Here is a 24,784-nt window from a genome sequence, read left to right as displayed (position 1 = left end):
CATCGGGAAATCCGTTCAGGAAGCGACGCTGACCCAACGCTGCTGCCGATGGCTTTTGATGATCGCCTCAATGATGAACATCACGTTGGCGCCGTCATGGAAAGTGGCGAACCCACGGCTATCCGGCGCCGGCGTTTTACCGTTACGAATAGCGGAATAGTACTGCAACATCATGTTCTTAAACGCATCAGGCCATCCTTCGATATGACCGCCGGGAAAGTGCGCCCACCCCGCCGCATCCGGCTCCATCAGACCGGGATCGTCCGACAGCCATTGGTTAGGCTGACTGCGATGCCCCACCCAGAGTTTCTGCGGCGTTTCCTGATCCCAGGCCACCGACGCCTCGCTGCCGTTCACCTCGAAGCTCAGGCTATTTTTTCTGCCCGCGCAGACCTGCGAAACATGAAAACCCCCCTTACTGCCGTCATCAAAACGAAATAGCACGAACCCCATATCCTCCGTGGTGACCGGGCGGTCTTCATCGCCGCCGGCCTCCTGACGCGCGGTAAAAGTCGAGCCGCCCCGCACGCCGGCTTTCCGGGTCGGCCAGACGATGGATAAATCCGCCATGACGTCGGTAATGCGCCGTCCGGTGACGAACTGTACCGTATCGCACCAGTGAGAGCCGATATCCGCCACCGCGCGCGAAACGCCGCCGATATTCGCCTCGACGCGCCAGTTGTAATCACTTTCCAGCAGCATCCAGTCCTGCAAGTAGCTGCCGTGCGCCGAGAAAAGACGGCCTGCCTGCCCATGACGCAACATGCTGGCCGCCTGACGGACCATGGCGAACTGGCGATAAACGAAACTGACGCCGTGCACCACGCCGGCCTCCTGTGCCATTTGAACCAATTCTCGCGCTTCATCCGCGGTCATACAAAGCGGTTTTTCGGAAAAAACGTGCTTGCCGGCCCGGAGGATCTTACGGTTAATGTCCGCGTGCAGGTGGTTCGGCGTACAGTTATGCACCGCATCCAGACCGGGATGCGCCAGTAACGCGTCCACATCGCCATACGCATGCGGGACATTGAGCTGCGCCGCTTTGGCGCGCGCCACCTCTAACGGTGTGTCGCAGAGCGCCACCACCCGGACGAACCCCAGACGGCGGATCGCTTCGATATGCGCCGGCCCGATAAAACCGGTGCCGATAATGCCGACATTAATCATGAGACGTTTCCCCCGGCGCGATACCCAATATTCTGCGCACGTCGGCGCGACGCTCCACTGCCGCGGCGAAATCGTCAAACGCGCGATCGGCGACAGGTATAATGTGCCGGCGAATAAATTCGCCGCCTTCGCGCGCGCCGGTTTCGCCGTCTTTCAGGCAGCACTCCCATTCCAGCACCGCCCAGCCGTCGTAGTCATGTTGCGTCAGCCGGCTGAAAATGCCTTTGAAGTCGATAGCGCCATCGCCGGGCGAGCGAAAGCGTCCGGCGCGGTCCGACCAGCGTTGAAAACCGCCGTAGGCGCCGCTTCGCCCATTGACGGTGAATTCGGCATCTTTCACATGAAACGCTTTGATGCGCGAGTGATAGAGATCGATAAACGCCAGATAGTCCATGTGTTGCAGATAGAGATGGCTGGGATCGAACAGAATATTGCAGCGCGGGTGATGATCCACCAGTGCCAGAAAACGTTCGAAGGTCGCGCCATCATGTAAATCCTCGCAAGGATGAATTTCATAACAAACGTCGATCCCATGCGCGTCAAAACAATCCAGTACCGGCCGCCAGCGGCGCGCCAGTTCATGGAACGCTTCGCTCAGCAACGTCTGATTATGCGGCGGCCAGGGATAAATATACGGCCAGGCGAGAGAGCCGGAAAAGGTGGCATGCGCCCGCAGCCCCAAATGTTCCGAGGCCTGGGCGGCCCGTTTCAGCATGCCGGCCGCCCAGGCCTGGCGGGCGGCGCTATCCCCCCGCACCGCGTCGGGCGCAAAACCGTCAAACGCATCGTTATAGGCCGGATGCACCGCCATCAGTTGCCCTTCCAGATGCGTGGACAGCTCGCTGATGACCAGGCCATGCTGCGCCAGTTTGCCGTTAACCTCATCGCAGTAGGTCTGGCTGGCGGCGGCCAGTTCCAGATCGAAAATCGTTTTATGATTACAAGGGATCTGGAGCGCCTTATATCCCAGAGAAGAGACCCATGCCGCCAGCCCCTCGAGGGTATTAAACGGGGATTGCTCCCCGATGAACTGCGCCAGGAAAATCCCCGGCCCCTTAATGGTTTTCATTTCACCTCCGAATACTCAAACCCTCTCTTTCTCGTCATATTTGAACGAAAAGAGGAAAATAAGCGCGATAACCGCTGCGGCAACCGCCGGGATCCACCAGAACGTCACCCATGCCTGCGGCACCGTCTGACCGGCCACCAATGCGTTGTACAACGCGCCGGAAATCTGCGACCCCAGCAACATCCCAATCCCGTAGGTAAACATGACGATCATGCTCTGCGCCTGCCCCTTGACTTTGTCCCCGGCCACACGCTCGGTGTAGATAAAACCGACGACGAAGAAGAAGTCATAACAGACGCCATGCAACAGAATACCGATATACAGCAGCCAGCGGCCTTCTTCACTCACTCCCAGCGCAAAGAACGCGTAGCGAACAAACCAGGCGAACATCCCGATAAACAGCATGTATTTCACCCCCAGCCGTCTGAACAACAGCGGGATCACCAGCATGAAGAAAATTTCAGACATCTGGCCGAAAGACATGGCGGTACTGACGTCTTGCACCCCCGCATCGGCAAGATAAGAGGCTGTATAGGCGTAGTATGTACCGAGAGGAATGGAAATCAGCGTGGCGCACAGCGCGAAGATAAAGAAATGCCGGTTTTTCAGTAAGGCAAACGCATCGGCACAGAGCAGATCGCGCAACGCCACGGGCAAGCCTTTGGCCGGCGCCGGCGTATGCGGCAACGTCAGGCTATAAACCGCCAGCACCATAGAACATATCGCCGCCAATGAGAAAATATGCACCGTTGAGGAAATACCGGTCACGCCGATAAAAATGCCGGCGACGATCCAGCCGATAGTGCCGAATACCCGCACCACAGGAAAGGTTTTATCAATATCCTTCAGGCTGTGAAAGGCGATGTTGTTGGTTAATGCCAGCGTCGGCATATAACAAAGCGTATAGCCGAACAACAACGCGATCAGCAGCGTGCCGTTTTCGCTGATCAGCGCCTGCGGCACGAACCACAGAATGGCCGCGCCGGCCACATGCATGACCGCCATCACTTTTTGCGACGGGAAGAAGCGGTCAACCAGCATTCCCAGCACAAACGGCGACAGGATAGAGGCTATCGGTCCGGCGGAAAACGCGTCGCCAATCAGCAATGACATATTGTGCTGCGTCATCACCAGCCCCAACGTTACCGACCAGCTTCCCCATATAAAAAATTGCAGAAACATCATCAGCGATAACCGCGGCACAATAAACCGATGCTGCGCGCCCGCCCTTTCACTACTTCCCGTTGTTGACATCATTTTCAGCCTCACCAGGTAAAAGTAATCGATTACAAAAAAACACAACTAAAATGTAATCGATTACTTTTAAGGTTACACCATCCCTGTTCAAATTTGGGATAGCAGTCACGATAAAACCTGGCGGTAGGCAAGGCGACAACGCGTCGCCTCTATGGGCATCACGGAAAAGGGTTATAAGGGATAAAGGCGTCGTCTGGTTGGAAGGAACGCGTCGGCCGGAGAAATCAGGATTTTGGATAAACGCCGGCGGCGGTCCCAATAGAACGCGCTCCGGCTGCTGTCCAGCGCCTGGAACCGGCCGCCGGGGCGCTTACGGCCGGCGCAATTCCGTTGCGCCGGCATCGTAAGCGCGTTTCACTTCGATTTATTAAGGAAAGTCACGACATCCTGGGTAAAACGCAGCGGATTTTTGAACGCCAGGAAGTGATCCCCTTGTTGTTCTTTCGTGTAGACAAACAATTCCGATCCCGGAATAACGGAATGCATCCATTGCTGACTGGGAACGTTATGGCTGTAATCGCCAGTGAAAATAGCGGTCGGCACATTAATTTTATGGCGGATCACGTCACGCCAGTCGTTTGTTGCATGGTCAAAAAGCACCAGCGAGAGAAATTTGGGATCGTTTTTTATGAATTCACGCGCAAGCGCCTCTGAATTTTGAAAATATTTCGAGTCCATCGCCGCGTAACGTTCCATTGCGGCCATATCCACAATCTGATTATTGGTCGCCGCGCCCTGGGTAAATGCCGCAATCATGCGTTCCGGCGAGGTCGTCATTCCGCCGGCTTCCAGACGCTCTTTTTCCGACCAGTCCGAATGGGTGTAGATAGAAATCGGTTCGTCAATAAAAATCAGCTTGTTGATATTTTTTGTTCCGAAAAGATCGATATACGACCAGATGACCGACGCCCCCATCGACCAGCCGCAAAGGTTCACGGATTTTGCGCCGATATGGTCGGTAAACTCTTTAAGATCGGCGCCGTAACGCGACAATCGGTTGCCGTACTCCACATTTTGCGACAACCCCTGATTCCGTGGGTCAAGCACATAAACGTGATATTGCTTACTGAGCAGAGACATAATATTGACATACTCCGCCCCGTTCCCCGACCAGCCGGGAATAAAAATCAGGGGATCGCCTGCTCCCGCTTCCCAGTAGCTCAGCTTGACGCCGTCACTGGTGGTAAATGTGTTTATCTGTAATCCCTTGAAATCCGACAATTTTTGCGGTAATCCTTCAATTTTGTTCGGAAAAGTAAAATCCCGGCCAAGCGCCGTTACCACATCGGCGGCATGGACAGAACAGGCGGAAGCCATTAATAACATAACGCTGACTATTTTGATGATATGACGCATAACGTTTTACCTTGCAGGTGTTATCCGGCCGGATGCACGGGGACAGTAGTTTGAAGATCGACAGAAAAGCTTAGTTAAATCCGCTGGATTGATAAACAACTAAAAAGCATCAACATTGGAAACAATATATTTTAAATCATGTCGGCCATATCCATCGATGGTTCTTCGGTGCCCGCAAGCGAGAACATTGACGGCGCTGGGCCGGTTATTTTTGGCTATAGGCGAAAGTGTCCGGTCGCAAGCCGGGCGTCATTGAAATTTACTCCACGCCGAACTTCGGGTAAAAAGAAGACAACGGCAAAACGGCCATATCGAGAGGTAACACGAAGAACATATGAAAATGTCAATTGTTGGTACTGGTATGATTGTCAAGGAGCTTTTACCCGTCCTCAAAGAACTCGACCTGACTCTGGATGCCATTCTTGCCACAGAACACTCCCAGAGCAAGGGCGAGGCATTGAGCCAAACATACGGTATTCGCAACGTATTTACCGATTACGATTTATTGCTGGCAAGCGACTGCGATGCCGTGTATATAGCATTGCCCAATCATTTACATTATACATTCGCCAAAAAAGCCCTCGAAAAAGGCAAGCACATTATTATCGAAAAACCCATTGTTCCGCACCTTGCCGAGCTTTACTCCTTGTATGAACTGGCGAAGAACAATAACTTAATCATTCTTGAGGCCATGAATATTCACTATCTCCCGGCCTATGCCGACCTCAAAAATAAAATCAACGACATTGGCGATATAAAAATCGTTCAACTTAATTATAGCCAGTATTCGTCCCGTTATGACGACTTCAAAAAAGGAATTATCCACCCTGCGTTCGACAAGGAAAAATATGGCGGCGCCTTGATGGATCTCAACATCTATAATATCCACGCCATCATTGGACTTTTCGGTTCGCCGAAGACATTCAGCTACTCGGCGAATATAGAGAAGGGCGTGGATACCAGCGGGATACTTTCTCTTGATTATCCGGGTTTCAAAGTATCAAGCATTGGCGCAAAGGATTGCAAAGCCCCGATAATCAATACCATTCAGGGCACAACCGGAAATATCGTTATTAGAACGCCGCTCAATAGCATGACAAAATTCACAATAAACCGGAATGACGGCGCATCAGAAGAGCTGGACTTTAATCAGGGAAAACACCGGCACTTTTATGAATTTAAAAAATTCAATGAAATCATCAATGACAACGACACGGCGGCGGCAAACACTATGCTTGATATCAGTATGCAAGCTGTGCGTATCCTTGAGTCATCCAGAATGACGCCATGATGAAAGAATGAACGCGCGGCGGGCGCCGTCAGCCCGACGGCGAAACGACGGGCAATAGGCTATGCCGCCCATGTTCATTCGGCGCGTATCGCCGGACAATAACCACTGGATAAAAGCAAGGATCATCACCATGGATTCCGTCACACAGGCTCTGTTGGGAGGCGCAATACAAGGCAGTCTGCTGGGGCGGACGCAGGGACGGCGCGCCCTGTTCTACGGAGCCGCGCTTGCAACCCTGCCGGATCTGGATGTACTCATCCCTTATGCCGATCCGGTGTCGGCGATGACCTATCACCGCGGTTTTACGCATTCCCTTTTTGTGCTGACCGGACTGGCGGGATTGCTGACCTGGCTGATTCGGCGGCGTTGGCCCGATGCGCCCTATCGCCGTGGACGTCTGTTTTTCACCTTATGGCTGGTCCTTATCACCCACCCGCTGCTGGATGCGTTTACCGTCTACGGCACCCGGCTCTTCTGGCCGTTTCCCGCCGTGCCTGAAAGCTGGTCGGCGGTTTTCATCATTGACCCCGCCTACACCCTACCGTTGCTGGCTGCCGTGGTTTTCGCCGCGCGAAAAGGACTTAATACCCGCAGTATCCGTATATTATCCGTCGCGCTGGCGCTCAGTACCGCCTACCTTGCTTTTGGGATGGGCGGACGCATGCTGGCTGAACAGCGGGTTTCCCATGCCATGCGCAATCAGGGGATCGCGGTGACGGAATTACGCGCCGTGTCCATGCCGTTCAATGCTCTGATATGGCGCGTCATCGCCAAAACCCCGGACGGCCACTACTACGAATCCGTAAGCAGTTGGTTTGACGATAGACCACCAGAATGGATTCGTCTTCCGCTTCATCCCGATATCGCGCACATCGTAAACGGCGTACCGCTGCACGACAGGCTGCGCTGGTTTACCAATGACTGGCTGCGTTACGACATCATCGGTAACGCGTTGGTCGTCAGCGACTTACGAATGGGGATTGCCGGGCAGTACACCTTTCGTTTCAAAATGGCCGAATGCGCCGCCGATGGGAAGTGGGTCACCGTGGTTCCCTCCGCCTGGTCAAGCGGCATGCCCAGCCTGACGGAATTGAAGCTGATGATGAAACGTATTTTTCATCAGCAACCGCCTTTGCCGCTGTCCGCCTGGTCGGCGCCCTATGCAGAGACATCCGCGGCGCACACCTGCGATCTCGCCATGCCGGTCGGCAAGCCGGCATCGTCATAACCGTCGGCGTTCACTTTTGCCGCGCGCTTGCGCGGCAAAAGTGAAATGCGTTATCATCCGCCCCGGCTATCTACTTTTACATCGTTTTGATTATGCGTTCACTGAGTCAATCTTCAGTGGGATTTTTTTGTTCGCTTGATTAACCGTGCTGGTTGATAAGCGGAACAGTGATGTAAAAGGCCATTCCCATGTCATTTTCCTCCATTCGCAATTTTTGCATTATCGCCCATATCGACCACGGTAAATCCACGCTGGCCGATCGTTTTATTGAACTCACCTCTACCGTGGCCCGGCGGGACATGCGGGAACTGCTGCTCGACTCCATGGATATTGAGCGTGAACGCGGCATCACCATCAAACTGCAAACGGTGCGTATGCGCTATCAGAGCGATGAGGGCCGCCAGTATCAATTCAATCTAGTGGATACGCCGGGACACGTCGATTTTTCCGCGGAAGTTTCGCGCAGCCTGGCCGCCTGCGAAGGCGCGATACTGCTGGTTGACGCCGCGCAAGGCGTTCAGGCTCAGACCATCGCCAATCTCAATCTGGCTCGACGACATGGCCTGACCCTACTGCCGGTCCTGAACAAAATTGATAGTCCGCAAGCCGATATCGCCGGCGTGATGCAGCAACTGGCCGACATTCCCGGCCTGGATATCAGCACGGTGTTGCCGGTATCGGCAAAAACCGGGGAAGGTGTGGCCGCCGTGCTTGCGTTCGTCGCTCGGCATTTCCCCTCCCCGCTCGGCGAATCGCACACCTCGCTCCGGGCGTTGGTGTTTGACTCCCATTACGATCCTTATCACGGCGCCATCATGCATGTGCGTATCGTGGACGGCAGCATCAACACCGGCGATGCTCTCTGTTTCATGTCATCCGGTTTTCGCTTTGAGGTCACTGAAACCGGGGCTTTCCTACCCGCACGCCAGCCGTGTGAAAAACTGGATACCGGAGAAGTGGGCTATATCGCCGCCGGAATTAAAGATGCGGGCGCGATCCGCGTCGGCGATACCCTGACGCTGGCGGCGAATCCCGCAACCGAAGCGGTTTCCCGCTATCAGGAGATGAAACCGATGGTGTTTTCCGGGCTTTATCCCGATGCGGATGACGATCTGAAAGGATTGCGCAACGCCATGGATAAACTGTCTCTTAATGATGCGGCGCTGCACATTGAACCGGAAGTCTCCGCCTCGCTGGGCGCGGGCTTCCGCTGTGGTTTTCTGGGGATGCTGCACATGGATATCGTCCGCGAGCGCCTGAAGCGGGAATACGGCATCTCGGTGATTGCCACCGCGCCAAGCGTTGAATATCGCGTCTGGTTACATAACGGCCAATGCCTGAGCGTCGATAATCCGGCTCATTTTCCGGGCGAAGACGTGCTGAATTACGTCGAAGAGCCTTATGTCGTCAGCACCATTCATACCCCGGATACCTATGTGGGCGCCATGATGGAATTCTGCGCCTCCCGGCGCGGCGAGTTTGTGGATATGCGCTATCTGGACGGCGGCGCCGTGCGTCTGACCTGGGCGATCCCGCTTAATGAGATGGTTTTCGGCTTTTTTGATACGCTCAAATCCCTCACCCAGGGCTACGCCACGCTGGATTACGAACTCTCAGGCTATCGCCGCGCCGATCTGGTGCGTTGCGATATTTATCTCGATAACCAACTGGTGGACGCCTTTTCTTTTATCATCGCCCGACAAAAAGCCTGGGCGCGGGCGTCCGAAATCGTGAAAACGCTGAAGTACGTCATCCCGCGCAAGCTGTATCCGGTGCCGGTGCAAGCAAAAGTGGAAAACCGCTTCATCGCGCGGGAAGATATCCCACCGTTGCGCAAAAGCGCGCTGGCACAAGGATTTCAGGGCAGCCTCTCGCAGAAAAAACGGCTCATTCGCAAGCAACGCGAAAATAAGAAACACAACATCGGGTTTTCAAAACGGGAAATCCCACGCGAGGCGTTTATGGCGATTTTGGCGATTGACGGCTGATTATCCATCGCCGCCGGATACGGCGGCCGAAGCACACAGATCGCCCTGTATAGACAGGGCGTATTTGTCAACCGCTCTCAGGAAGAGACTCACGGCGACGGCCCGCCATGAGCGATAAATCAAGTTTGATTAAAAACGATAGAGATAACCGACGCTCACCATCGTTTGGCTTGAACTGTCGACTAACGGGCTATCTTTGATGGCGCTGCCGAACCGGGTGGCGCTCGCATCAAGAAACAAGGTGTGACGCCGCGCCAGAGTGTAATCCATGCGCACCCCCGCCTCAACATTGGTGGCAGACTCCCCCTCATAAAAACCGCGGTTTGGACGCGCTTCTGAACGCCTCACGCCATAATAGTAATCAACGAATTTGCTATCCACCCACGCAACGCCCAACCTCGGCGTTATGCCAAAAGCGCCGGAGGAAAAACGCCGCTCCGCCTGCAATTTTGCACGAGAGCCCTTGCTATTGCCGGAAACGTCGCCGAGAACTTCCGCCGAAAGATCGACGATGCCCGTCTTCCACATCATTGCCCCCCCTGCCCATATACTGCCCTTGCGATCATCCATGCCGGCAAGGAACGGGGAGTCGTCCGCATCATAGCCGTCCCCGGCGTATCTGGCCCTCAGGCTCAGGGTAACGGATTCATTGGAAAGGAGTTTTAAGTCCAGCTTTGGAACAGAAGCGCTAATCCATCTGTTTTCGTACGAAAATAGCGGTAAGGGAACAACATCAGTATCAATATCGCGATAAGGCTTCTGAACAACGGCAACGCCCGCGCCTAATGCCCATGTTGAAGATCCATCTCCGTCGGGCTTGGCAGTTTGCGCAGCCGCCATCGGCGCCCAGGACAGCGAAACGGTAAACATCGCCAATGCCGCCGATACGGAACAGCTGGTCAATCTGAAAGAATCGGTGGGGTGCTTCATTGCATAGTCCTTTTTTAACGTAAGTGAGGAAGCTCAAGGGCCGTCAATCTTGAATCGTCCCTGGAGCCAGAAAAACACATCCATCATTCGTGCTGTAGTGACCCGCCCCCTCTTTGTGAACCCGTTCGAGCGAACACTCAACAGGCTGCACCACGCACTTAAGATCAACCTAACATCATGATATTTAGCACAAAAAATACATCAGATCGCTCCGTTACGGGAGGGCATATTCCGCCTAGCCAAAGCGCCTCAGACAGGATGAAATCAATTCACCGGTAACGCACCTTCGTACAGATCGTCACATTGTTATTTACATACAGTATGAGATAGATCAACAATAACGAAACGATACTGTTTCGTTTCATTGTTGTCAATACGCAGCAATCGAGAGGGAAGCTCTAACAGGAAAAAATGCAAAAAATCAACATAACCAATTATTATATATGAAATTAAACTCCTAAATCCTCGTTAGAAAATACTCACTGATAACGTGAACGTATAATACATTACCATGTTGATATTCCAACGAATCAGCTGTTATCCAATTAAAGAAAACTACCGTCAACAAGACAATTTTTCACTCAGTTTAATTATTTTTCTAGAAAAAAATACATTCTAACATCATTAAACAACAGGGAATTGATGACTATCAAAACAGTTAGCCTCGTAATATAGAAGGAGAAGCATTATGAAAAAACACGACAAACCATTTTATTCAATGAGTAGAATACCTGACTGGGTTACAATAAGAGAAGCAGTCAAAATAGCTACTCTATCGACGAATATAAAAATAAAAAAAAGAGATATTTATCGAGATGCCTTATGTGGGAAAATACACCTCTCCATTTATTTTCAGTCTCCTGTTAGGTTAAGAAAAGTAAAAACCTTAAATAACAAAGTAAAATTAAAAAAAGCAGAAAACAAACTTACCCATAGACTTTGCTTGCTTGAAAAAGATTGCTTCATTAATAAAAGAGATTTAATTATCGACACTGAGGGAGAGTACTTTCTTTCTAAAAACAAAATCCTTGACACACCATTAATAGGATACGAATATATTTTAATACAACATTTACTAGCTCAATCGTTGAGTATTCCATCGCCGATGACAGAGAAAAACACAATAAACTACGGTTTTTCCACTATCATTTCAGGAGAAATATTTCAGGTATTTGAAGAAATCACATGGCAAGAAAGGATGAAAAAACAAATAAAACTACTACCTAAAAACATCGCCCCCCAAATTCACGATCGCATTATCTTTCACAACATAAATAAATATTGTCGAAAAGAACACTTTCCGCTCCACGCCCTACCTCTAGATGCCTGTTTCGTTCTCCGCCATACTGAGCTTGAAAAATTAATCCAGATACTGGCGAAAAATAAAACTATATCAACTTCTACAACACGGATATCCACCCCGCTATCGCGCTTGTTCTGGCTCTCCTGCAAGCATAATGAGGCCATCAGTCCATTGGTTAACCAGCCTTACAAGCTGCTGTCCATCTTTGAACAATGGGCATTAGCCGACGGTATAACGGATCGTCTAAGCGGCGAGACACTAAAAACTGCTCTTGAGCGTGGCTCACCATCTTTCCTTGGGGTATCAACATCATCAAGATAAGCATTATTTGACTGAACCCCGTATTAAGGGTTTTCCAATCCTTAATACGGGTTCATTAACTTTATCCCTGCTCCTGTTTGTGTTGTCGTGTCATTTCCGGACATAACCCATTTCTGCCACAGGAGGATACTATGACATCACATCAGCTATTACGACTAAAGCAGGTTGAAGAAAAAACCGGTTTAAAACGCTCGCAAATATATCTGTATATGAAAAGCGGCAACTTTCCTCATTCGGTCAAAATAGGTCCGGCCAGCGTAGCCTGGCTCGAATCTGAAATTGATGAATGGATCAATATTAAATTAGCCAACCGTTAATCATTTTTTCAGAGGAAAAGGATGATGAAAGATAATCAAGGTACCCTTTTATCCGTGAAACTGGACCAACTCAGGGCCTTTGAACTCGATCCCAGAATTATCCGGAATCCCTATTATGAGGAAATCAAGACATCAATTAAAAACCGCGGGCTCGACCATCCTCCGAAAATCACCCAACGACCAGGCGAAAGCCATTATATTGTATTCAATGGCGGGAATACCCGACTGTCTATTCTGAATGAACTCTGGCTGGAGACGCAGGATAAAGTATTCTGGGATATCACCTGCCTGTTCCACAAATGGCTGTCCGGTCCTGTAGAGCGCGGTAATTTACACTGTCTGCTCGGTCATCTGGTCGAGAATGATCTGCGCGGTTCGCTGACATTTATTGAAAAATCCCTGGCCGTACAAAAAGCGGCTGATATTTGCCTGTCGCTCTATGGCGCGATGTCCCAAACAGAATTACTCCAGAAACTTGATCAGGCCGGCTATGCAATCCACCAGTCGGTATACAGCAGAATGACAGCGACGATTAACTATCTCCTGCCTCATATTCCGGATTTGCTGTACAGCGGCCTGCCTAAAACCACCATTGAAAGGTTGTTAATGCTGCGCGCCTGCACATCAAAATTCTGGGATACCCAGTATCAATCTGTCGCTGGCAAACCTGACTTTAATGATGTCTTCGCTATGGCTCTTATCCCCTTTAATGGCCCGCTGGCGGGTTTCTCGTATGACGGTATTCGGGACGAACTAACGGGACTTATCAGCCAGGCGCTGGAGATCGATTACAATGCCGTGGCATTGATCACCGATGCCGGGGCTCAGAAACGCCAAGCGCTATTGGGATCACCAACCCCAACACTCCCTGAGATCAACGAGCAACGCCGTTATCAACCAGAGGTCAGAACGGTCCTCTCAACACCCCGAAATACGGCGGACGAAGTACCGGAACAAAATGACGAACCTTTTTATGATTCTCACGCAAAACCCGGATCCGCCCCTTCTGTCAAGCCCCATGCTGCAGGGAAAGAGGAACAGGAAAGCGAAAGCGGGAATATCACCGATACTGATCCGGCGGAGATATCGCCCCTGGAACGCCCGGAGGCTGGATGGGATATCGAGCCTGTCTTTGACACTACCGAAAATCTGCCATCGCTTGCCGAACAAACGGCATGGGGGCTGGCGGCAAAAGCCGGTCTGGAACATCTGATACAACCCTCGCAGGAAAACGGCTTTGATTTGGCAGAGCCAGACAGCCCGTTGTCGAATGAGGCTCGTACCTACTGGCAACTTCTGTCTTTTCTGGCGCAAAAAATGGGGGGAGCCGCGTCACTGTGGCAGCATTTATTACTGGGCTCCGCGATGACGTCAGCCGGATTTGGCGACGATGTGGTCATAAATATTTTCCAGTTGATCCGTCTGCTGCGCCGCCTGCATGAGAAACAACGGGAGGAGGCATCATCATGATCCCGTCACTGAACTACGCGGTATTGACTGACGTACTGCATGCGCTGAAAGAAGGCAACATTCGCTACTGCGAAGCGCTGGGTTTCACTTACGACGAAATGAACGCCATCAATCAGTTATCCCTAGACGAGCTGTTCATTGTCAGCCGGGCGTCCGCGCAGTTTATGAATGTCACGATCCAACACGAAGTTCTACGCCAGATCCTGGCTCAGTCCCGTCAGGAGGTACTCCTGCAACAACAGATTAACCGGGCCATCTGTCTGGGCGGTTCAATTGAGCTTCTGAACCAGTATTTTGGCCTGTCGTCTAATGAAATCAGCGCCCGACGCCGGTTGCTAGGTATATCTATTTCTCAGGGCCGGACGCAAATCCCGGATGAAGATACCGATGCTGAAATCTGGGTTCGTTGGCAAAAACGACGCCCGGAAAACATCGACTCGCTCAACGCGCTGGACATCATGATGCAAGTTACCGAAGAACTCTCATCACAAGATGAGGGCCCGTCGCTCACCGTGGTCTGGAACCGCATCACGCTTTGCGAAAAAGAAGCATCGGACAGGAGGAAATCACATGCCAGATGAAATCGATCGCGATCAGGAACTCAATGAGCAGCAGTTGGAAAAGCTTATCGAAAAAAACCGTTTCAGACCTGCTGCAACGCCATCATTGTCTTACTGCCGGCTATGCGGTGAACGCATTCCAGACAAACGGCGTGGGACATTGCCCGGCGTAACAACGTGTATTGATTGCCAGGCAAAGCTTGAGCGCCAGCTGCGCTAAGAATAAGACGACCCAAAGGCGGGGAGTTTCTTTCTCTGCGTGTTTTTCTTATCAGTGCAATCGATAGACATAGTTTTTACCGATTAATATCTCACTTTCAAACGGAAACGGTCTAAAAATATTCTGGCAGAATATTTTTAGACCGTTTCCTATCAATAATAAGAAAGTCAAAATTATAGCCTATCAAACCAGCCAGCCCATTTCCTTCATTTTTATAATTGGTTTTGCAATATCACCCTAGAATAAACTGTAACACCCTGTCCGCTCCTTCATTTGCAGGAGCCTCTCATGAACGAAAACGAACAGCAAAGCAGCCGGGATAATTACCGTCTCACCAGCGGCCCGTTACGCAGCGCCATCACCATTGAACTGCACACCCATTTGGCGACCCAGCTGTGGCAGGGGCGCCAGGCAAACCCGGAAGAAGATGTCCACGGCATCATCGGGATGCCGCGTTTCCTTAATATCATGAATATCCTCCGCCTGGATGCCATCACCGACAACCCCTATGCCGATATCTGGATGCTGAGGCTGGAAGAACGGTTACTGTCCGCTCGGGAGGAAATGAACGCATTAATCGGCAGTATGGACGCCGTATTCGCCCAGATCCCGGAAATGATGACCGTTGAAAGCTGCCTCAGTATCCAGCCTGCGCGGTTCCCGGTGTTTGCCGCTTCCCAGTTAGGGTTTATTGCCGTCTATCTGCTGACCGATTTCGACAAGCTGATGCGCAACCTGATGCTGGCGAATCACATGGCGCTGATTAACCGCGTGGAGCTCAACGACATTCGTCAGCGCGGCGGCAACCTGATCCGCAGTATTTTTGTGCTGGCCCAGAAATACCGGCGTATTCCCGTTACCCGGCAGGATATCCGTGACGGCAATGCCCGCGCACAGGCGGCGGAAGAATTAGCCGGTCCCGTGCCGGACGATATCTTTAAGGGCTCCCGACGCTCGGCCTATGCGCCACCGCTCCGGTTTGCCTCAGAGGATAGACCTGAACCTGTGGCTGATATTCCGGCCTCTGCGCCAGATGAACCTTCCGCCGATGGGCCAGACCTTGACGTATCGACGGTTACTGCGACAGAGCCCGGAGACGACGATGACTGATCCAGCCTCCATATACCAGGCGCTGACCCGCGAGGACTGGTTTGCTTACGAAAGCTGTCTAAAAGGCCTTTTAAGGGTAAGGGAGCCGCAATTATCAGCGCAATCTGCGGCAGACGCGGCGGCGACCCTGCACCAGCTACAGACGCGGATCATTCACCGTGCCTGGCGCTGGCCGTTACGAAACTTACCCTTGCTGTTATGCCGTGGGCCAGCCCGCTCTGGTGCAAATTTTCTGCGCTGGCGCAATCAGCAGAACAATCGCTCCGGCACACCGGCATGGCGCGCGCTGCTACAGGACGCCTCACAACCGCCGCAAATCAGGGACGCGCTGCTGGCGATCGAACAGGCTCGGATCCTCTTCAACATGCAGATGTCGATAACCACCTTCTGCTGTGCCAGATCCGTGAATGCTCCCTCAAAATGGCTGACGCCCGTTCAGCCGCGCTATCGGCGTCAGCCTCCCCTGCAACATATCAATACGAGGATAATCAATATGGCCCAACGTGGATTGAATAAAGTCTGCCTGATCGGTTTTCTGGGACAGGATCCGGAGGTGCGTTATACAGCGGATAAGCAGCCAGTCACCGTTTTTTCGATCGCCACCGGGGATATCTGGAAAGACAAGGAAACCGGGGAAACCAAAGAACGCACCCAATGGCACCGGATTGTAGTGTACAACAAACTGGCGGAAATCGCGGCAAAACACCTGAAAAAAGGAACGCAGGTGTATCTGGAAGGACGGTTACAAGTCAGAAAATGGCAGGACAACCTGGGCGCGGAGCGGCTGTCCACCGAGGTGGTTATCGATATTAACGGCACGCTGCACATGCTGAGCAGTAAACCTGATACAGACAAAGAACCGGGATCCTCTCCTGAAACGGAAAATAACGAGTAACTCGCTCTGGTGACGCCCTGACGGGCGTCATTCTTTTTTTACCGTATTGAATTGATACGAGACCGTGCCGGTTCGCAGCGGTTAATTAACCGATCTCATTCGTCTCCATGAGGTCACCTACATGCAATCACATAAAAATTTTCCAACAGATTCAGTCCGGCATGTTATCAGCTTATCGGGCGGCAAAGATTCGCTGGCATTGTGGTTATTGGCTCGCGAACAGGGCATAAACGCGACCGTCGTTTTTGCCGATACGGGTCATGAACATCCTTATACTTATGACTATCTCTCTGTGCTGGAGCAAAAATTGGGCGTCGTGATGCGCGTCAGGGCTGATTTTCGGCAACGTATCATCAACAAGCGCCATTATATTCAGCAAATCTGGCCGCAAAAGCTGGTTGAAAAATATCATTTTACGCCGCAGGAAGCGGAACAACGTATTCACTATGCCCTGGCAGAAATGTATCCGCGTCATATTCCCTTCCTTGATTTATGTATTCTGAAAGGCCGCTTTCCCAGCACCTGCGCCCGGTTTTGCACATTTGAACTGAAGCATCGCCCCATTGACGAGCAAATAATCACCCCATTGCTGGCCCGGTATGACGATGTGATTAGCTGGCAAGGCGTGCGCGCCCAGGAATCCGCATTCCGCGCCAGACTGCCAGAACTGGAACAGGATGTGGGCAATAAAATGGGCTTGCACGTCTATCGTCCTTTACTGCACTGGACGCATGAGGACGTATTTTCGTTGGCAAGACGTCACGGCATTCCGCCGAATCCGCTCTACCAACTGGGGTGCGCACGAGTGGGCTGCATGCCCTGTATCCATGCTCGAAAAAAAGAATTGGGCGTGATTTTCCGCCGTTTTCCGGAACAGATCGAACGCGTAGCGCAGTGGGAGCGGATTGTCGCAGCCTGCTCCACGCGCGGCAACTCGACCTTTTTCCCTTCCACCCGCGATCCGGGAAAAGCGGAAAAAGATACCTATAAAATCAGCCTCGACAGCCACGGTATCCAGACATACCGCGGCTGGGCGTTTTCAAAACACGGCGGAAAGCTGTTTGATGATATTGCCGCATTAAATGATGGTAAACCCTGCCACAGTATTTACACCGGGATCTGCGAATAAGTGAATAATTTACGCCTGCCTGAATAGGGTTTCTTCTGTCGATTTTTCTGCTTCGCCGGTTTAATTTCCCGGCAACATCGCCTTATGGCGCCCGGTAACGCGAACTGGAAGTTACCCGTAGCAATACGATGTTCATCCCCTACGCCTGATGCAACTGAAAACAGGCGGTGCAATTAATTTGCATCGTTGCCGTAAACACACTCCATTTAATTTATGAAGGAAATCACCATGAAAAGAAGCGTCATTTTTAAATCAGAAACACTCAGCCCGGTTATTCAGGAGGCCAGAAAAAACAAATGCCGTATTATTCTGGTAAAAGATCATGGTCTTTATATGATGGCTGAAAAAGGCGAGAGAGACACAGGCACAGGAAGACAAAAAACATTGTGCTATGCAGAGGGATTTAATCCCGACATACAGGAATTTGACCAATGGTACGATGAATTAAACGCTATCTGCGGCGGAGATGACTTCGGAGAATTTATTGATATAAACAGCTCCGTATTCTCAGCCGTGACAGATAACCGAAGTCATCTTGTCGTGACGTTCACCGACACGCAATTTGAGTTAAAAGCACGTAAAAAATGATATACGACATCCCTCTGTCAACACAACGGCAGAGGGAACTTCATACTGTTTAATTCTCCCCTGTACGCCTGATGCGGTTTAAACAGGCGCTCCCCTTATTTGGCTTACCGTCACAAACACATTCCATCTTATTCATAAGGAATTCTTCATGAAAGAAAACATCATCTTCAAATCTGAAACGCTTATTCCCGTCATTCAGGATGCAATAAAATATAACTGTTCAGTCCTTCTGGTAAAAGATCAGGGACTTTATATGATGCCAATACGCGGGATTACACTGTGTTATGCCGAAGGATTCAGCCCTGACAGGCAGGAGTCCGATGAATGGCGTGAGCGCTTAAATACGCTATGCGGCGAAAATGATCGCGTCGAAGAGATATCCGCACAGCACAGCGCATTACAGTCCGCCATTAATGACCGCAGCGATATTGCAGTCTCTTTTTCTGATAAAGAAATCGCCATCACCGCATTAAAATAATTAAAAGTTCATTGCCTCGCTATTATTCAGCGAGGCTTTTTTATGCGGCATTTAATTTTTCATTTCGAAAAACAGTTTTTTCTTCCCGAATAATCTCTGCCGTTGTTTACTGTGCCTGCTTTACCCATCCCTGCGATGGCCCGTACAGCAGAGCTGCAAGCTGTCCACCTCTGGTGATGCTCGCCTGATGCTCAATACGACTGAAAATGAGCAATATGCCTGCAAGCATATCGTCGTCATCCTTCACTCATATCCTTACCCCCGCCGGGAGACAACTCCCCAGCGGGGCTGTCTCCCATATCTATATTTATGGAGACAGACCATGACCACCGAAAACAAATATTTTGATCTGCATACCCGAGGCATTGGCTATGTCAACCGTCTGCGCACCGTGACGCCCAAACGCGGTGATCCGTTTATGGCATGCACCATTGCCGCCCTGCGCGGTACGAAGGACTCCCCTGAATACAGTTATATTGACGTTCGAGTCTATAACGAAAAAGCCGCCTCCCTGCTGGGAAGTTGCCAGGATGCGCTGAGTAAAAAACAGAAGGTGCTTATCGCTTTTACTGTCGGCGATATTTACCCTGAAGTTTTCACCTACCAGTCAGGCGCGAAAAGCGGCCAGTCAGGCTGCTCGATTAAAGGCCGTCTGATCAAAATCACCACCATCAAGATTGACGGCTTTGAAGTCTACCGGGAAAACGCTGAAGAAAGCCAACCCGCCGCCGCCTGATCCCTTCACCAACCCTATCGGGAGAATAACGTTTTATTCTCCCCATTAACCACTATCAGGACTGACTATGAACAACACCTCAACCGCCCCGGTGATGGTTGCCGGGAAACTGGTGGTCAGAACCATTCACGGGCGAAACGGCGATTTTAACGTTGGCCTGCTGGAAACCGCCATCGGCAGCTTTTCCGTTAAAAACCGCGAACTGGAGCAATATACCGCCGGTATTTATGAAGGCCAGTTTGTGATCGGCAAAATTTACCTGCATTCATGGAGCTACGGCGCAAACTCCGGTTTTGAAATGCGCGTTCGCCTTGATGCCATGAATATTGCCACCGATGAGGCGCTGACGCCCGGCGACGAACAGAAACTCACTCCGCCAGTTAACGATCCGCTGGATGAAGAAGAGCCTGCGCAGTCGCCGCAACCGGAAACGCCCGCGGGAAAAGCAATCGAACCGACGCCAGCAGAAAACACCGCCGCCAGACGCCCGCAATTCGTGGTGCCGACGTCGGCGGAGCAGGAAGACGATGACCAGAAACTGTTTGGCCCGCTCTGGCCGCTGGGCGACATCGTTAAACTCGATGCCACCGCCCCCCGGCAGGTGCTGCGCCAGCAGAAGGCTCGGCTGTCCCGGCTCGGCTACGATTTCAGGGCTCAGGAGCAGCATTTTATTAAAACGGCTGTTCCCGCAGAAGAAACCACGTCGTAATTTCCGCATTATCTCACCCACTGTCGGGTTTTCCCGACTGGGGAAAACCCTGTTAACAACCGAAAGGAGGGTTTTCCCATGGCATCTCTGCTACGACTTAACGAATGTCCCCACATCATGGCTGACGCTTACGTCTGCGACGAACGGCGTTCACTGGCGTTCCTGTCCGTCTGGGGACGCGATACCGCGATTCAGGAACTGCTGGCGCGGATGACGCTCAAAAATGAAGAGGCGTTGACGCAGTTGACGCTGACCGATGTCGCCCTTCATGAACATACGCTGTTTCCCGGCAATACCGATAATCTGGACAAGCGGACGTCACGACACGGCCAGACACGCTTCGGCACGCTGGTGCATCTCTGGTTATTCGATAAACGCTGCCGGATCCCCGACAGAGCTAACCATCAGGCCATTTTATTGACCGCCAAAGACGATCCTCTGTGGCGCCAGCGCGCCTGGGCGCTGCTTCGGGAAACCTGCTCAGTGCCGCTCCTGGACCACTGGCAGACTATCGTGCTGGACATCCTGCAAACCTCACAGATGCTCGCCCCGCTGCCCGGCGGCTATGGCGGCCTGTCCGGCTGGCGGTTGTCCGTCGATATCCCCCTGTTGACTGAACTGATGAGTCAGGCCATTTCACGAGGGGAACTGCGGACTTCATCCGACTCGCCTTTATCATCCGCCCCGCCTCTCGCGGCCTGATGACGCCACGAGCGTACCTTCCCTGCCGGGTACGCTCCTTATCAACATGTCACTTATCACAAGGAAACCCTCTATGGCGCTTATGTTCCCCCGCCTGGCGCGCAATTTTGTGCGCAACGGCTACTTCCCCACCGACGAGGCCACGCTGGAGCGTATTCTCACCGCGCTGACGCCGGATAGTCCCACCGGTACGCTCCGGTTGCTGGATCCCTGCGCCGGCGAAGGCGTCGCCATTACGGAGATCGCCTGCCATCTGGACGAAGAGCGTGTCCAGGCCTGTACCGTGGAATACGATGCAGAGCGTGCCGCGCACTGCGCCACCCTGGCCGATCTGTCACTGCACGGCGATCTGATGGACACGGTTATCTCTCAACAGGCCTTTTCGCTGTTGTTTCTTAACCCACCCTACGGCGATCTGGTCAATGGGAAACAGGAAACCGACCACAAAGGCCGCGCCCGGCTGGAAAAGCTGTTTTATCAGCGCACCCTGGGCAATCTGCAATATGGCGGCATTCTGGTGCTGATAATCCCGTACTACACGCTCGATCGCGAATTCGCGGGCTGGCTGGCAAACAGCTTTACGGATGTGCGGCTATTTTCCGCCGCCACGGATCAGTTTAAGCAGGTGGTGATTTTTGGCCGCCGGATCCGCCAGCATCAGCAACATACCAATGCCGTAAAGCAACTCCAGCGACGTCTGCTGCGTGTCGGGCAAGGTGAGGAGACCGCACCGGCGCTGCCCGATGCCTGGTCAGTACCCTACCGCGTCCCCACCGTCCGACAGACACTGAAACATTTTTACCGCGTCACGCTCGAACCCGTTCAACTCGAAGAGGAAATGAGCCAACTGAAAGGGCTATGGCCTGCGTTCTCCACCGAGCTTTGCCTCCAGCCACAGCCACTACGACCACCGGCAAAACAACTTTCCCGCTGGCATCTCGCACTGGCGCTGGCCGCGGGCGCGATCACCGGCGTGATCACCTCGCCATCGGGCCGCACCCTGGTTGTTCGCGGCGACACCTACAAAGTGAAAGACCGTAAAACCGAATTCACTGAAAACGACGAGGGTGAGATTACCGAGACCATCACGATGACGGATCGTTTCATTCCGGCTATTTCCGCCTGGGATATGACGCCGGGATCAGAAACGTTCGGACAACTGATCGCCATTCGTTAACCCGCCACCATTAATACGTTTAAGGAACTTCATCATGACACATCGATTACTGAGCCTTCCGGCTTTCACGCACAAAACCGTCTTTCCCTGCGGCAACGCTCTGCTCAATGACGATAAAAACGCACTGAGTACGGAAAACCTGCAAAGGCTGCTTCGCCGTCATACGTCAGGCGACTGGGGCGACGTTCCCCGAAAATTACGCCTGACCAATCACTATGCGCTGGAATATGACAACAGCCTGCTGTCCTGTTATTTCCACCCGTTTAATGGCATCCGCATGGTGGTCATCAATACCTGCGCCGATCGCAGCGAGACCGTGATTTCCGTTCACCCCTGAGTTTTATCACTTCACTCACTCTGACGGGACAGCGTTCCCGACGGGGAATGGTCTGTCCCGTTTTTTATGGCCTACCTCCCTGTAGGCCACCCTGCGGGCCGCCGCAAGCGGCGTTAAAAACATTCCCGATGTTTTTTATTTCAAGGAACATGACCATGACCGAGACCTCTCCCTCAACGACTTCGCCCGTTGTTTTTCCACTGAACCAGTTTATCGACGAATTCGGCGACAGCCTGCTGGCATCGCTGAACCAGTCCCTTCCCCCCGTTTATGACGGCACGCCCGATCTGAAAAGGCAGGCCGTCATGGACGCGCTGAAACGCCGCCCGTTCCCGGCACAGGCCGATACCGTACAGGCGGTGGTAAAACTGCTGGTCGATCGCAACGAACATGCCGCCATCATCAATGGCGAAATGGGTTGCGGGAAGACGCTGCTAGCCATAGCCACGGCGGCGGTGCTGTACCGCGAAGGCTACCGCCGCACGCTGGTGCTCTCGCCGCCGCATCTGGTTTACAAGTGGCGGCGGGAAATACTGGAGACCATTGAAAATGCCCGTATCTGGGTGCTCAACGGCCCGGATACGCTCATCAAGCTGATGTTGCTGCGCGAACAGCTTCACGTTCCCGCTACCGGCCCGGAGTTTTTTATATTGGGCCGGGTACGGATGCGCATGGGCTACCACTGGAAACCCGCCTGCGCGGTACGGCGCCGGCAGGGCATCCCCTTAGGCGTTTGCCCCGACTGCGGTCAGCGCATTACCGATACGGACGGCAACTGGCTTGCAGTAAACCACCTGCAACAGGAAGAAAAACCCCGCAAATGCTCGCACTGCCAGACGCCGCTGTGGACGCTGATGCGCCCGAATGCCCTGCCTGATGATTTACAGTCTCAGATGGTGAATAAGGCGTTGAAACGCATCCCGACCATTGGCGATGCGACGGCCAGAAAACTGAAAAATGCCTTTGGCGACGCGTTTCTGGCGTCCATGCTCGGCGATAACCTCTACGAGTTCATCAACCTGATGGACAACAGCGGCGAACTGGTGTTTTCCGACCGGCAGGCTCAGCGTATGGAGCGTGCGATGGCCAATGTTGAATTCGGCTTCGGCGAAGGAAATTACCAGGCCAGTGAATACATCAAGCGCCATTTACCGAAAAACACGTTCGACCTGATGGTGGTGGACGAAGGGCATGAGTACAAGGGCGCAAGTTCGGCACAGGGACAGGCGATGGGCGTTCTGGCCAGTCACGTCAGAAAAATCCTGCTGCTGACCGGCACGCTGATGGGGGGATATGCGGACGACATTTTTTATCTGTTGTTTCGCATATTGACCCGGAGGATGCTGGAAGAAGGCTATCGCCCCGGCCGCAACGGCAGCCTGACCGCCGCCGGCATGCGGTTTATGCACGATCACGGCGTGTTAAAGGAGGTTCTCTCCGAAAACAACCGTGAGGCGCATAAAACCGCCAGAGGGAAAAAAACCGCTGTCCGGGTATCCAAGGCGCCGGGATTCGGCCCAAAAGGCGTGCTGCGTTGCCTGCTGCCCTATACCGTTTTTCTGAAACTGAGTGATTTGGGCCGCGACGTGCTGCCGCCTTATCATGAAGAATTCCGGGAAGTGGCGATGACGGAGACGCAAAGCGATGCTTACACGAAACTGTCCGTCTCGCTGACGACGATGCTGCGTCAGGCGCTGGCAAAGCGGGATACCACCCTGCTGGGCGTGGTGCTCAATGTGCTGCTGGCCTGGCCGGAGTGTTGCTTCCGCCCGGAAGTAGTGAAACATCCGCGTACCCGCGACACGCTGGCATTCGTACCCGCGCTGTTCGATGCCACGGAGGCGACGCCCAAAGAGCAGGCACTGATTGCTCTTTGTCTGGCGGAGAAAGCCGCAGGCCGTAAGGTACTGGCGTACTCCACCTACAGCGGCACCCGCGATACCACCTCGCGGCTGAAAGCCCTGCTGACGCAAGCCGGGCTAAAAGTCGCCGTGTTGCGCGCCACCGTCAGCCCGGAGCAACGGGAGGACTGGGTCGCTGAACAGGTAGACAAGGGCATCGACGTGCTGGTATCGAACCCGGAGCTGGTAAAAACCGGGCTCGACCTGTTGGAGTTTCCCACCATCGTGTTTATGCAGACCGGATTTAACGTCTATACCCTGCTTCAGGCGGCGCGCCGCTCATGGCGCATCGGGCAGAAACGGGCGGTAAAAGTGATTTATCTCGGCTATGCCGCGACGTCGCAAATCGCCTGTCTCGACCTGATGGCACGAAAAATCGCCGTAGCGCAAAGCACCGCGGGCGATGTGCCGGAGTCCGGCCTGGATATTCTCAACGCTGACGGTGATTCGGTTGAAATTGCTTTAGCTAAACAACTGGTTGCCTGATACTCACACTAACCCTGCCATTCCGGCAGGGTTCTTTTTTTCTCTTTTATACATGCGTC

Annotated in this window: 25 protein-coding genes; 19 read left to right on the top strand and 6 right to left on the bottom strand. The window is 52.7% G+C overall.

Annotation, left to right across the window (positions count from 1 at the left end):
• Positions 1 to 15: 15 nt before the first annotated feature.
• From HOY33_RS14485 to HOY33_RS14470, 4 genes are all read right to left on the bottom strand, one after another.
• Positions 16 to 1,167 (bottom strand): Gfo/Idh/MocA family protein, encoded by a 1,152-nt coding sequence (locus HOY33_RS14485; protein ID WP_172290885.1) that lies wholly within the window; start codon positions 1,165 to 1,167, stop codon positions 16 to 18.
• Positions 1,160 to 2,236 carry a sugar phosphate isomerase/epimerase gene (locus HOY33_RS14480; protein ID WP_150437337.1) on the bottom strand — a complete coding sequence of 359 codons (1,077 nt, stop codon included), beginning with the start codon at positions 2,234 to 2,236 and terminating at the stop codon, positions 1,160 to 1,162. The genes HOY33_RS14485 and HOY33_RS14480 overlap by 8 nt, the downstream gene beginning before the upstream one ends.
• A gap of 15 nt (positions 2,237 to 2,251) precedes the next feature.
• Positions 2,252 to 3,493: an MFS transporter gene (locus tag HOY33_RS14475; protein ID WP_150437336.1), complete on the bottom strand. Its 1,242-nt coding sequence runs from the start codon at positions 3,491 to 3,493 to the stop codon at positions 2,252 to 2,254.
• Positions 3,494 to 3,847: 354 nt separating this feature from the next.
• Positions 3,848 to 4,849, bottom strand: a complete 1,002-nt coding sequence (locus HOY33_RS14470) for an alpha/beta fold hydrolase (protein ID WP_150437335.1) — start codon at positions 4,847 to 4,849, stop codon at positions 3,848 to 3,850.
• Between the two features lie 340 nt (positions 4,850 to 5,189).
• Between HOY33_RS14470 and HOY33_RS14465 the strand changes: the two genes are divergently transcribed.
• From HOY33_RS14465 to lepA, 3 genes are all read left to right on the top strand, one after another.
• A complete protein-coding gene (locus tag HOY33_RS14465) occupies positions 5,190 to 6,140 on the top strand; it encodes a Gfo/Idh/MocA family protein (RefSeq protein ID WP_253906973.1) in 951 nt (316 codons plus the stop codon).
• 130 nt (positions 6,141 to 6,270) lie between these two features.
• Positions 6,271 to 7,368, top strand: coding sequence for a metal-dependent hydrolase (locus tag HOY33_RS14460; RefSeq protein ID WP_150437333.1), 1,098 nt, complete (start codon positions 6,271 to 6,273; stop codon positions 7,366 to 7,368).
• A gap of 188 nt (positions 7,369 to 7,556) precedes the next feature.
• Entirely contained in the window at positions 7,557 to 9,356 is a 1,800-nt protein-coding gene (gene lepA, locus HOY33_RS14455; RefSeq protein WP_172290883.1) for a translation elongation factor 4, read from the top strand.
• A 129-nt stretch (positions 9,357 to 9,485) separates the two neighbouring features.
• Here the strand turns inward: lepA and HOY33_RS14450 are convergent, their stop codons facing one another.
• Positions 9,486 to 10,286 (bottom strand): MipA/OmpV family protein, encoded by an 801-nt coding sequence (locus HOY33_RS14450; RefSeq protein WP_150437331.1) that lies wholly within the window; start codon positions 10,284 to 10,286, stop codon positions 9,486 to 9,488.
• 688 nt (positions 10,287 to 10,974) lie between these two features.
• Between HOY33_RS14450 and HOY33_RS14445 the strand changes: the two genes are divergently transcribed.
• From HOY33_RS14445 to HOY33_RS14395, 10 genes are all read left to right on the top strand, one after another.
• Complete coding sequence (locus HOY33_RS14445) at positions 10,975 to 11,910, top strand: hypothetical protein (RefSeq protein ID WP_172290882.1); 936 nt, start codon at positions 10,975 to 10,977, stop codon at positions 11,908 to 11,910.
• 131 nt (positions 11,911 to 12,041) lie between these two features.
• A complete protein-coding gene (locus HOY33_RS14440) occupies positions 12,042 to 12,227 on the top strand; it encodes an AlpA family transcriptional regulator (RefSeq protein ID WP_150437329.1) in 186 nt (61 codons plus the stop codon).
• A 24-nt stretch (positions 12,228 to 12,251) separates the two neighbouring features.
• On the top strand, positions 12,252 to 13,697 hold the full coding sequence (locus HOY33_RS14435) for a ParB family protein (RefSeq protein WP_172290881.1): 1,446 nt from the start codon (positions 12,252 to 12,254) through the stop codon (positions 13,695 to 13,697).
• The gene (locus HOY33_RS14430; RefSeq protein WP_150437327.1) at positions 13,694 to 14,278 is read left to right on the top strand and encodes a DUF2857 domain-containing protein; all 585 of its coding nucleotides are present in this window, start codon (positions 13,694 to 13,696) and stop codon (positions 14,276 to 14,278) included. Before HOY33_RS14435 ends, HOY33_RS14430 begins: the two co-directional genes overlap by 4 nt.
• Positions 14,268 to 14,477, top strand: a complete 210-nt coding sequence (locus tag HOY33_RS14425; RefSeq protein WP_150437326.1) for a TraR/DksA family transcriptional regulator — start codon at positions 14,268 to 14,270, stop codon at positions 14,475 to 14,477. The genes HOY33_RS14430 and HOY33_RS14425 overlap by 11 nt, the downstream gene beginning before the upstream one ends.
• Before the next feature lie 288 nt (positions 14,478 to 14,765).
• Entirely contained in the window at positions 14,766 to 15,587 is an 822-nt protein-coding gene (locus HOY33_RS14420; RefSeq protein WP_150437325.1) for a PFL_4669 family integrating conjugative element protein, read from the top strand.
• Positions 15,580 to 16,482: a single-stranded DNA-binding protein gene (gene ssb, locus HOY33_RS20500; RefSeq protein WP_191091674.1), complete on the top strand. Its 903-nt coding sequence runs from the start codon at positions 15,580 to 15,582 to the stop codon at positions 16,480 to 16,482. The genes HOY33_RS14420 and ssb overlap by 8 nt, the downstream gene beginning before the upstream one ends.
• Before the next feature lie 121 nt (positions 16,483 to 16,603).
• On the top strand, positions 16,604 to 17,611 hold the full coding sequence (locus HOY33_RS14405) for a phosphoadenosine phosphosulfate reductase family protein (RefSeq protein WP_172290879.1): 1,008 nt from the start codon (positions 16,604 to 16,606) through the stop codon (positions 17,609 to 17,611).
• 228 nt (positions 17,612 to 17,839) lie between these two features.
• Positions 17,840 to 18,199 carry a DUF3085 domain-containing protein gene (locus HOY33_RS14400; RefSeq protein ID WP_172290878.1) on the top strand — a complete coding sequence of 120 codons (360 nt, stop codon included), beginning with the start codon at positions 17,840 to 17,842 and terminating at the stop codon, positions 18,197 to 18,199.
• Positions 18,200 to 18,347: 148 nt separating this feature from the next.
• Positions 18,348 to 18,677 carry a DUF3085 domain-containing protein gene (locus tag HOY33_RS14395; protein ID WP_150437321.1) on the top strand — a complete coding sequence of 110 codons (330 nt, stop codon included), beginning with the start codon at positions 18,348 to 18,350 and terminating at the stop codon, positions 18,675 to 18,677.
• Between the two features lie 106 nt (positions 18,678 to 18,783).
• On the opposite strand, the gene HOY33_RS20755 is transcribed toward HOY33_RS14395, so the two are convergent.
• Positions 18,784 to 18,906 carry a hypothetical protein gene (locus HOY33_RS20755; RefSeq protein WP_255556162.1) on the bottom strand — a complete coding sequence of 41 codons (123 nt, stop codon included), beginning with the start codon at positions 18,904 to 18,906 and terminating at the stop codon, positions 18,784 to 18,786.
• Between the two features lie 93 nt (positions 18,907 to 18,999).
• Between HOY33_RS20755 and HOY33_RS14390 the strand changes: the two genes are divergently transcribed.
• The 6 genes from HOY33_RS14390 to HOY33_RS14365 all read left to right on the top strand — a co-directional run bounded on the left by HOY33_RS14390 (position 19,000) and on the right by HOY33_RS14365 (position 24,725).
• The gene (locus HOY33_RS14390) at positions 19,000 to 19,413 is read left to right on the top strand and encodes a DUF3577 domain-containing protein (protein ID WP_172290877.1); all 414 of its coding nucleotides are present in this window, start codon (positions 19,000 to 19,002) and stop codon (positions 19,411 to 19,413) included.
• Positions 19,414 to 19,480: 67 nt separating this feature from the next.
• Complete coding sequence (locus HOY33_RS14385; RefSeq protein WP_150437319.1) at positions 19,481 to 20,122, top strand: DUF3275 family protein; 642 nt, start codon at positions 19,481 to 19,483, stop codon at positions 20,120 to 20,122.
• Positions 20,123 to 20,200: 78 nt separating this feature from the next.
• Positions 20,201 to 20,824, top strand: coding sequence for a hypothetical protein (locus tag HOY33_RS14380; RefSeq protein WP_150437318.1), 624 nt, complete (start codon positions 20,201 to 20,203; stop codon positions 20,822 to 20,824).
• A 73-nt stretch (positions 20,825 to 20,897) separates the two neighbouring features.
• Complete coding sequence (locus tag HOY33_RS14375; protein ID WP_172290876.1) at positions 20,898 to 22,001, top strand: DUF6094 domain-containing protein; 1,104 nt, start codon at positions 20,898 to 20,900, stop codon at positions 21,999 to 22,001.
• A gap of 34 nt (positions 22,002 to 22,035) precedes the next feature.
• Positions 22,036 to 22,338 carry a hypothetical protein gene (locus HOY33_RS14370; protein WP_172290875.1) on the top strand — a complete coding sequence of 101 codons (303 nt, stop codon included), beginning with the start codon at positions 22,036 to 22,038 and terminating at the stop codon, positions 22,336 to 22,338.
• Between the two features lie 149 nt (positions 22,339 to 22,487).
• A complete protein-coding gene (locus tag HOY33_RS14365; RefSeq protein WP_172290874.1) occupies positions 22,488 to 24,725 on the top strand; it encodes a DEAD/DEAH box helicase in 2,238 nt (745 codons plus the stop codon).
• The last annotated feature ends 59 nt before the right edge of the window (positions 24,726 to 24,784 follow it).

Source organism: Brenneria sp. hezel4-2-4 (assembly GCF_013155275.1).
Lineage (GTDB): Bacteria > Pseudomonadota > Gammaproteobacteria > Enterobacterales > Enterobacteriaceae > Brenneria.
This window is presented reverse-complemented; position numbering and strand designations above follow the sequence as displayed.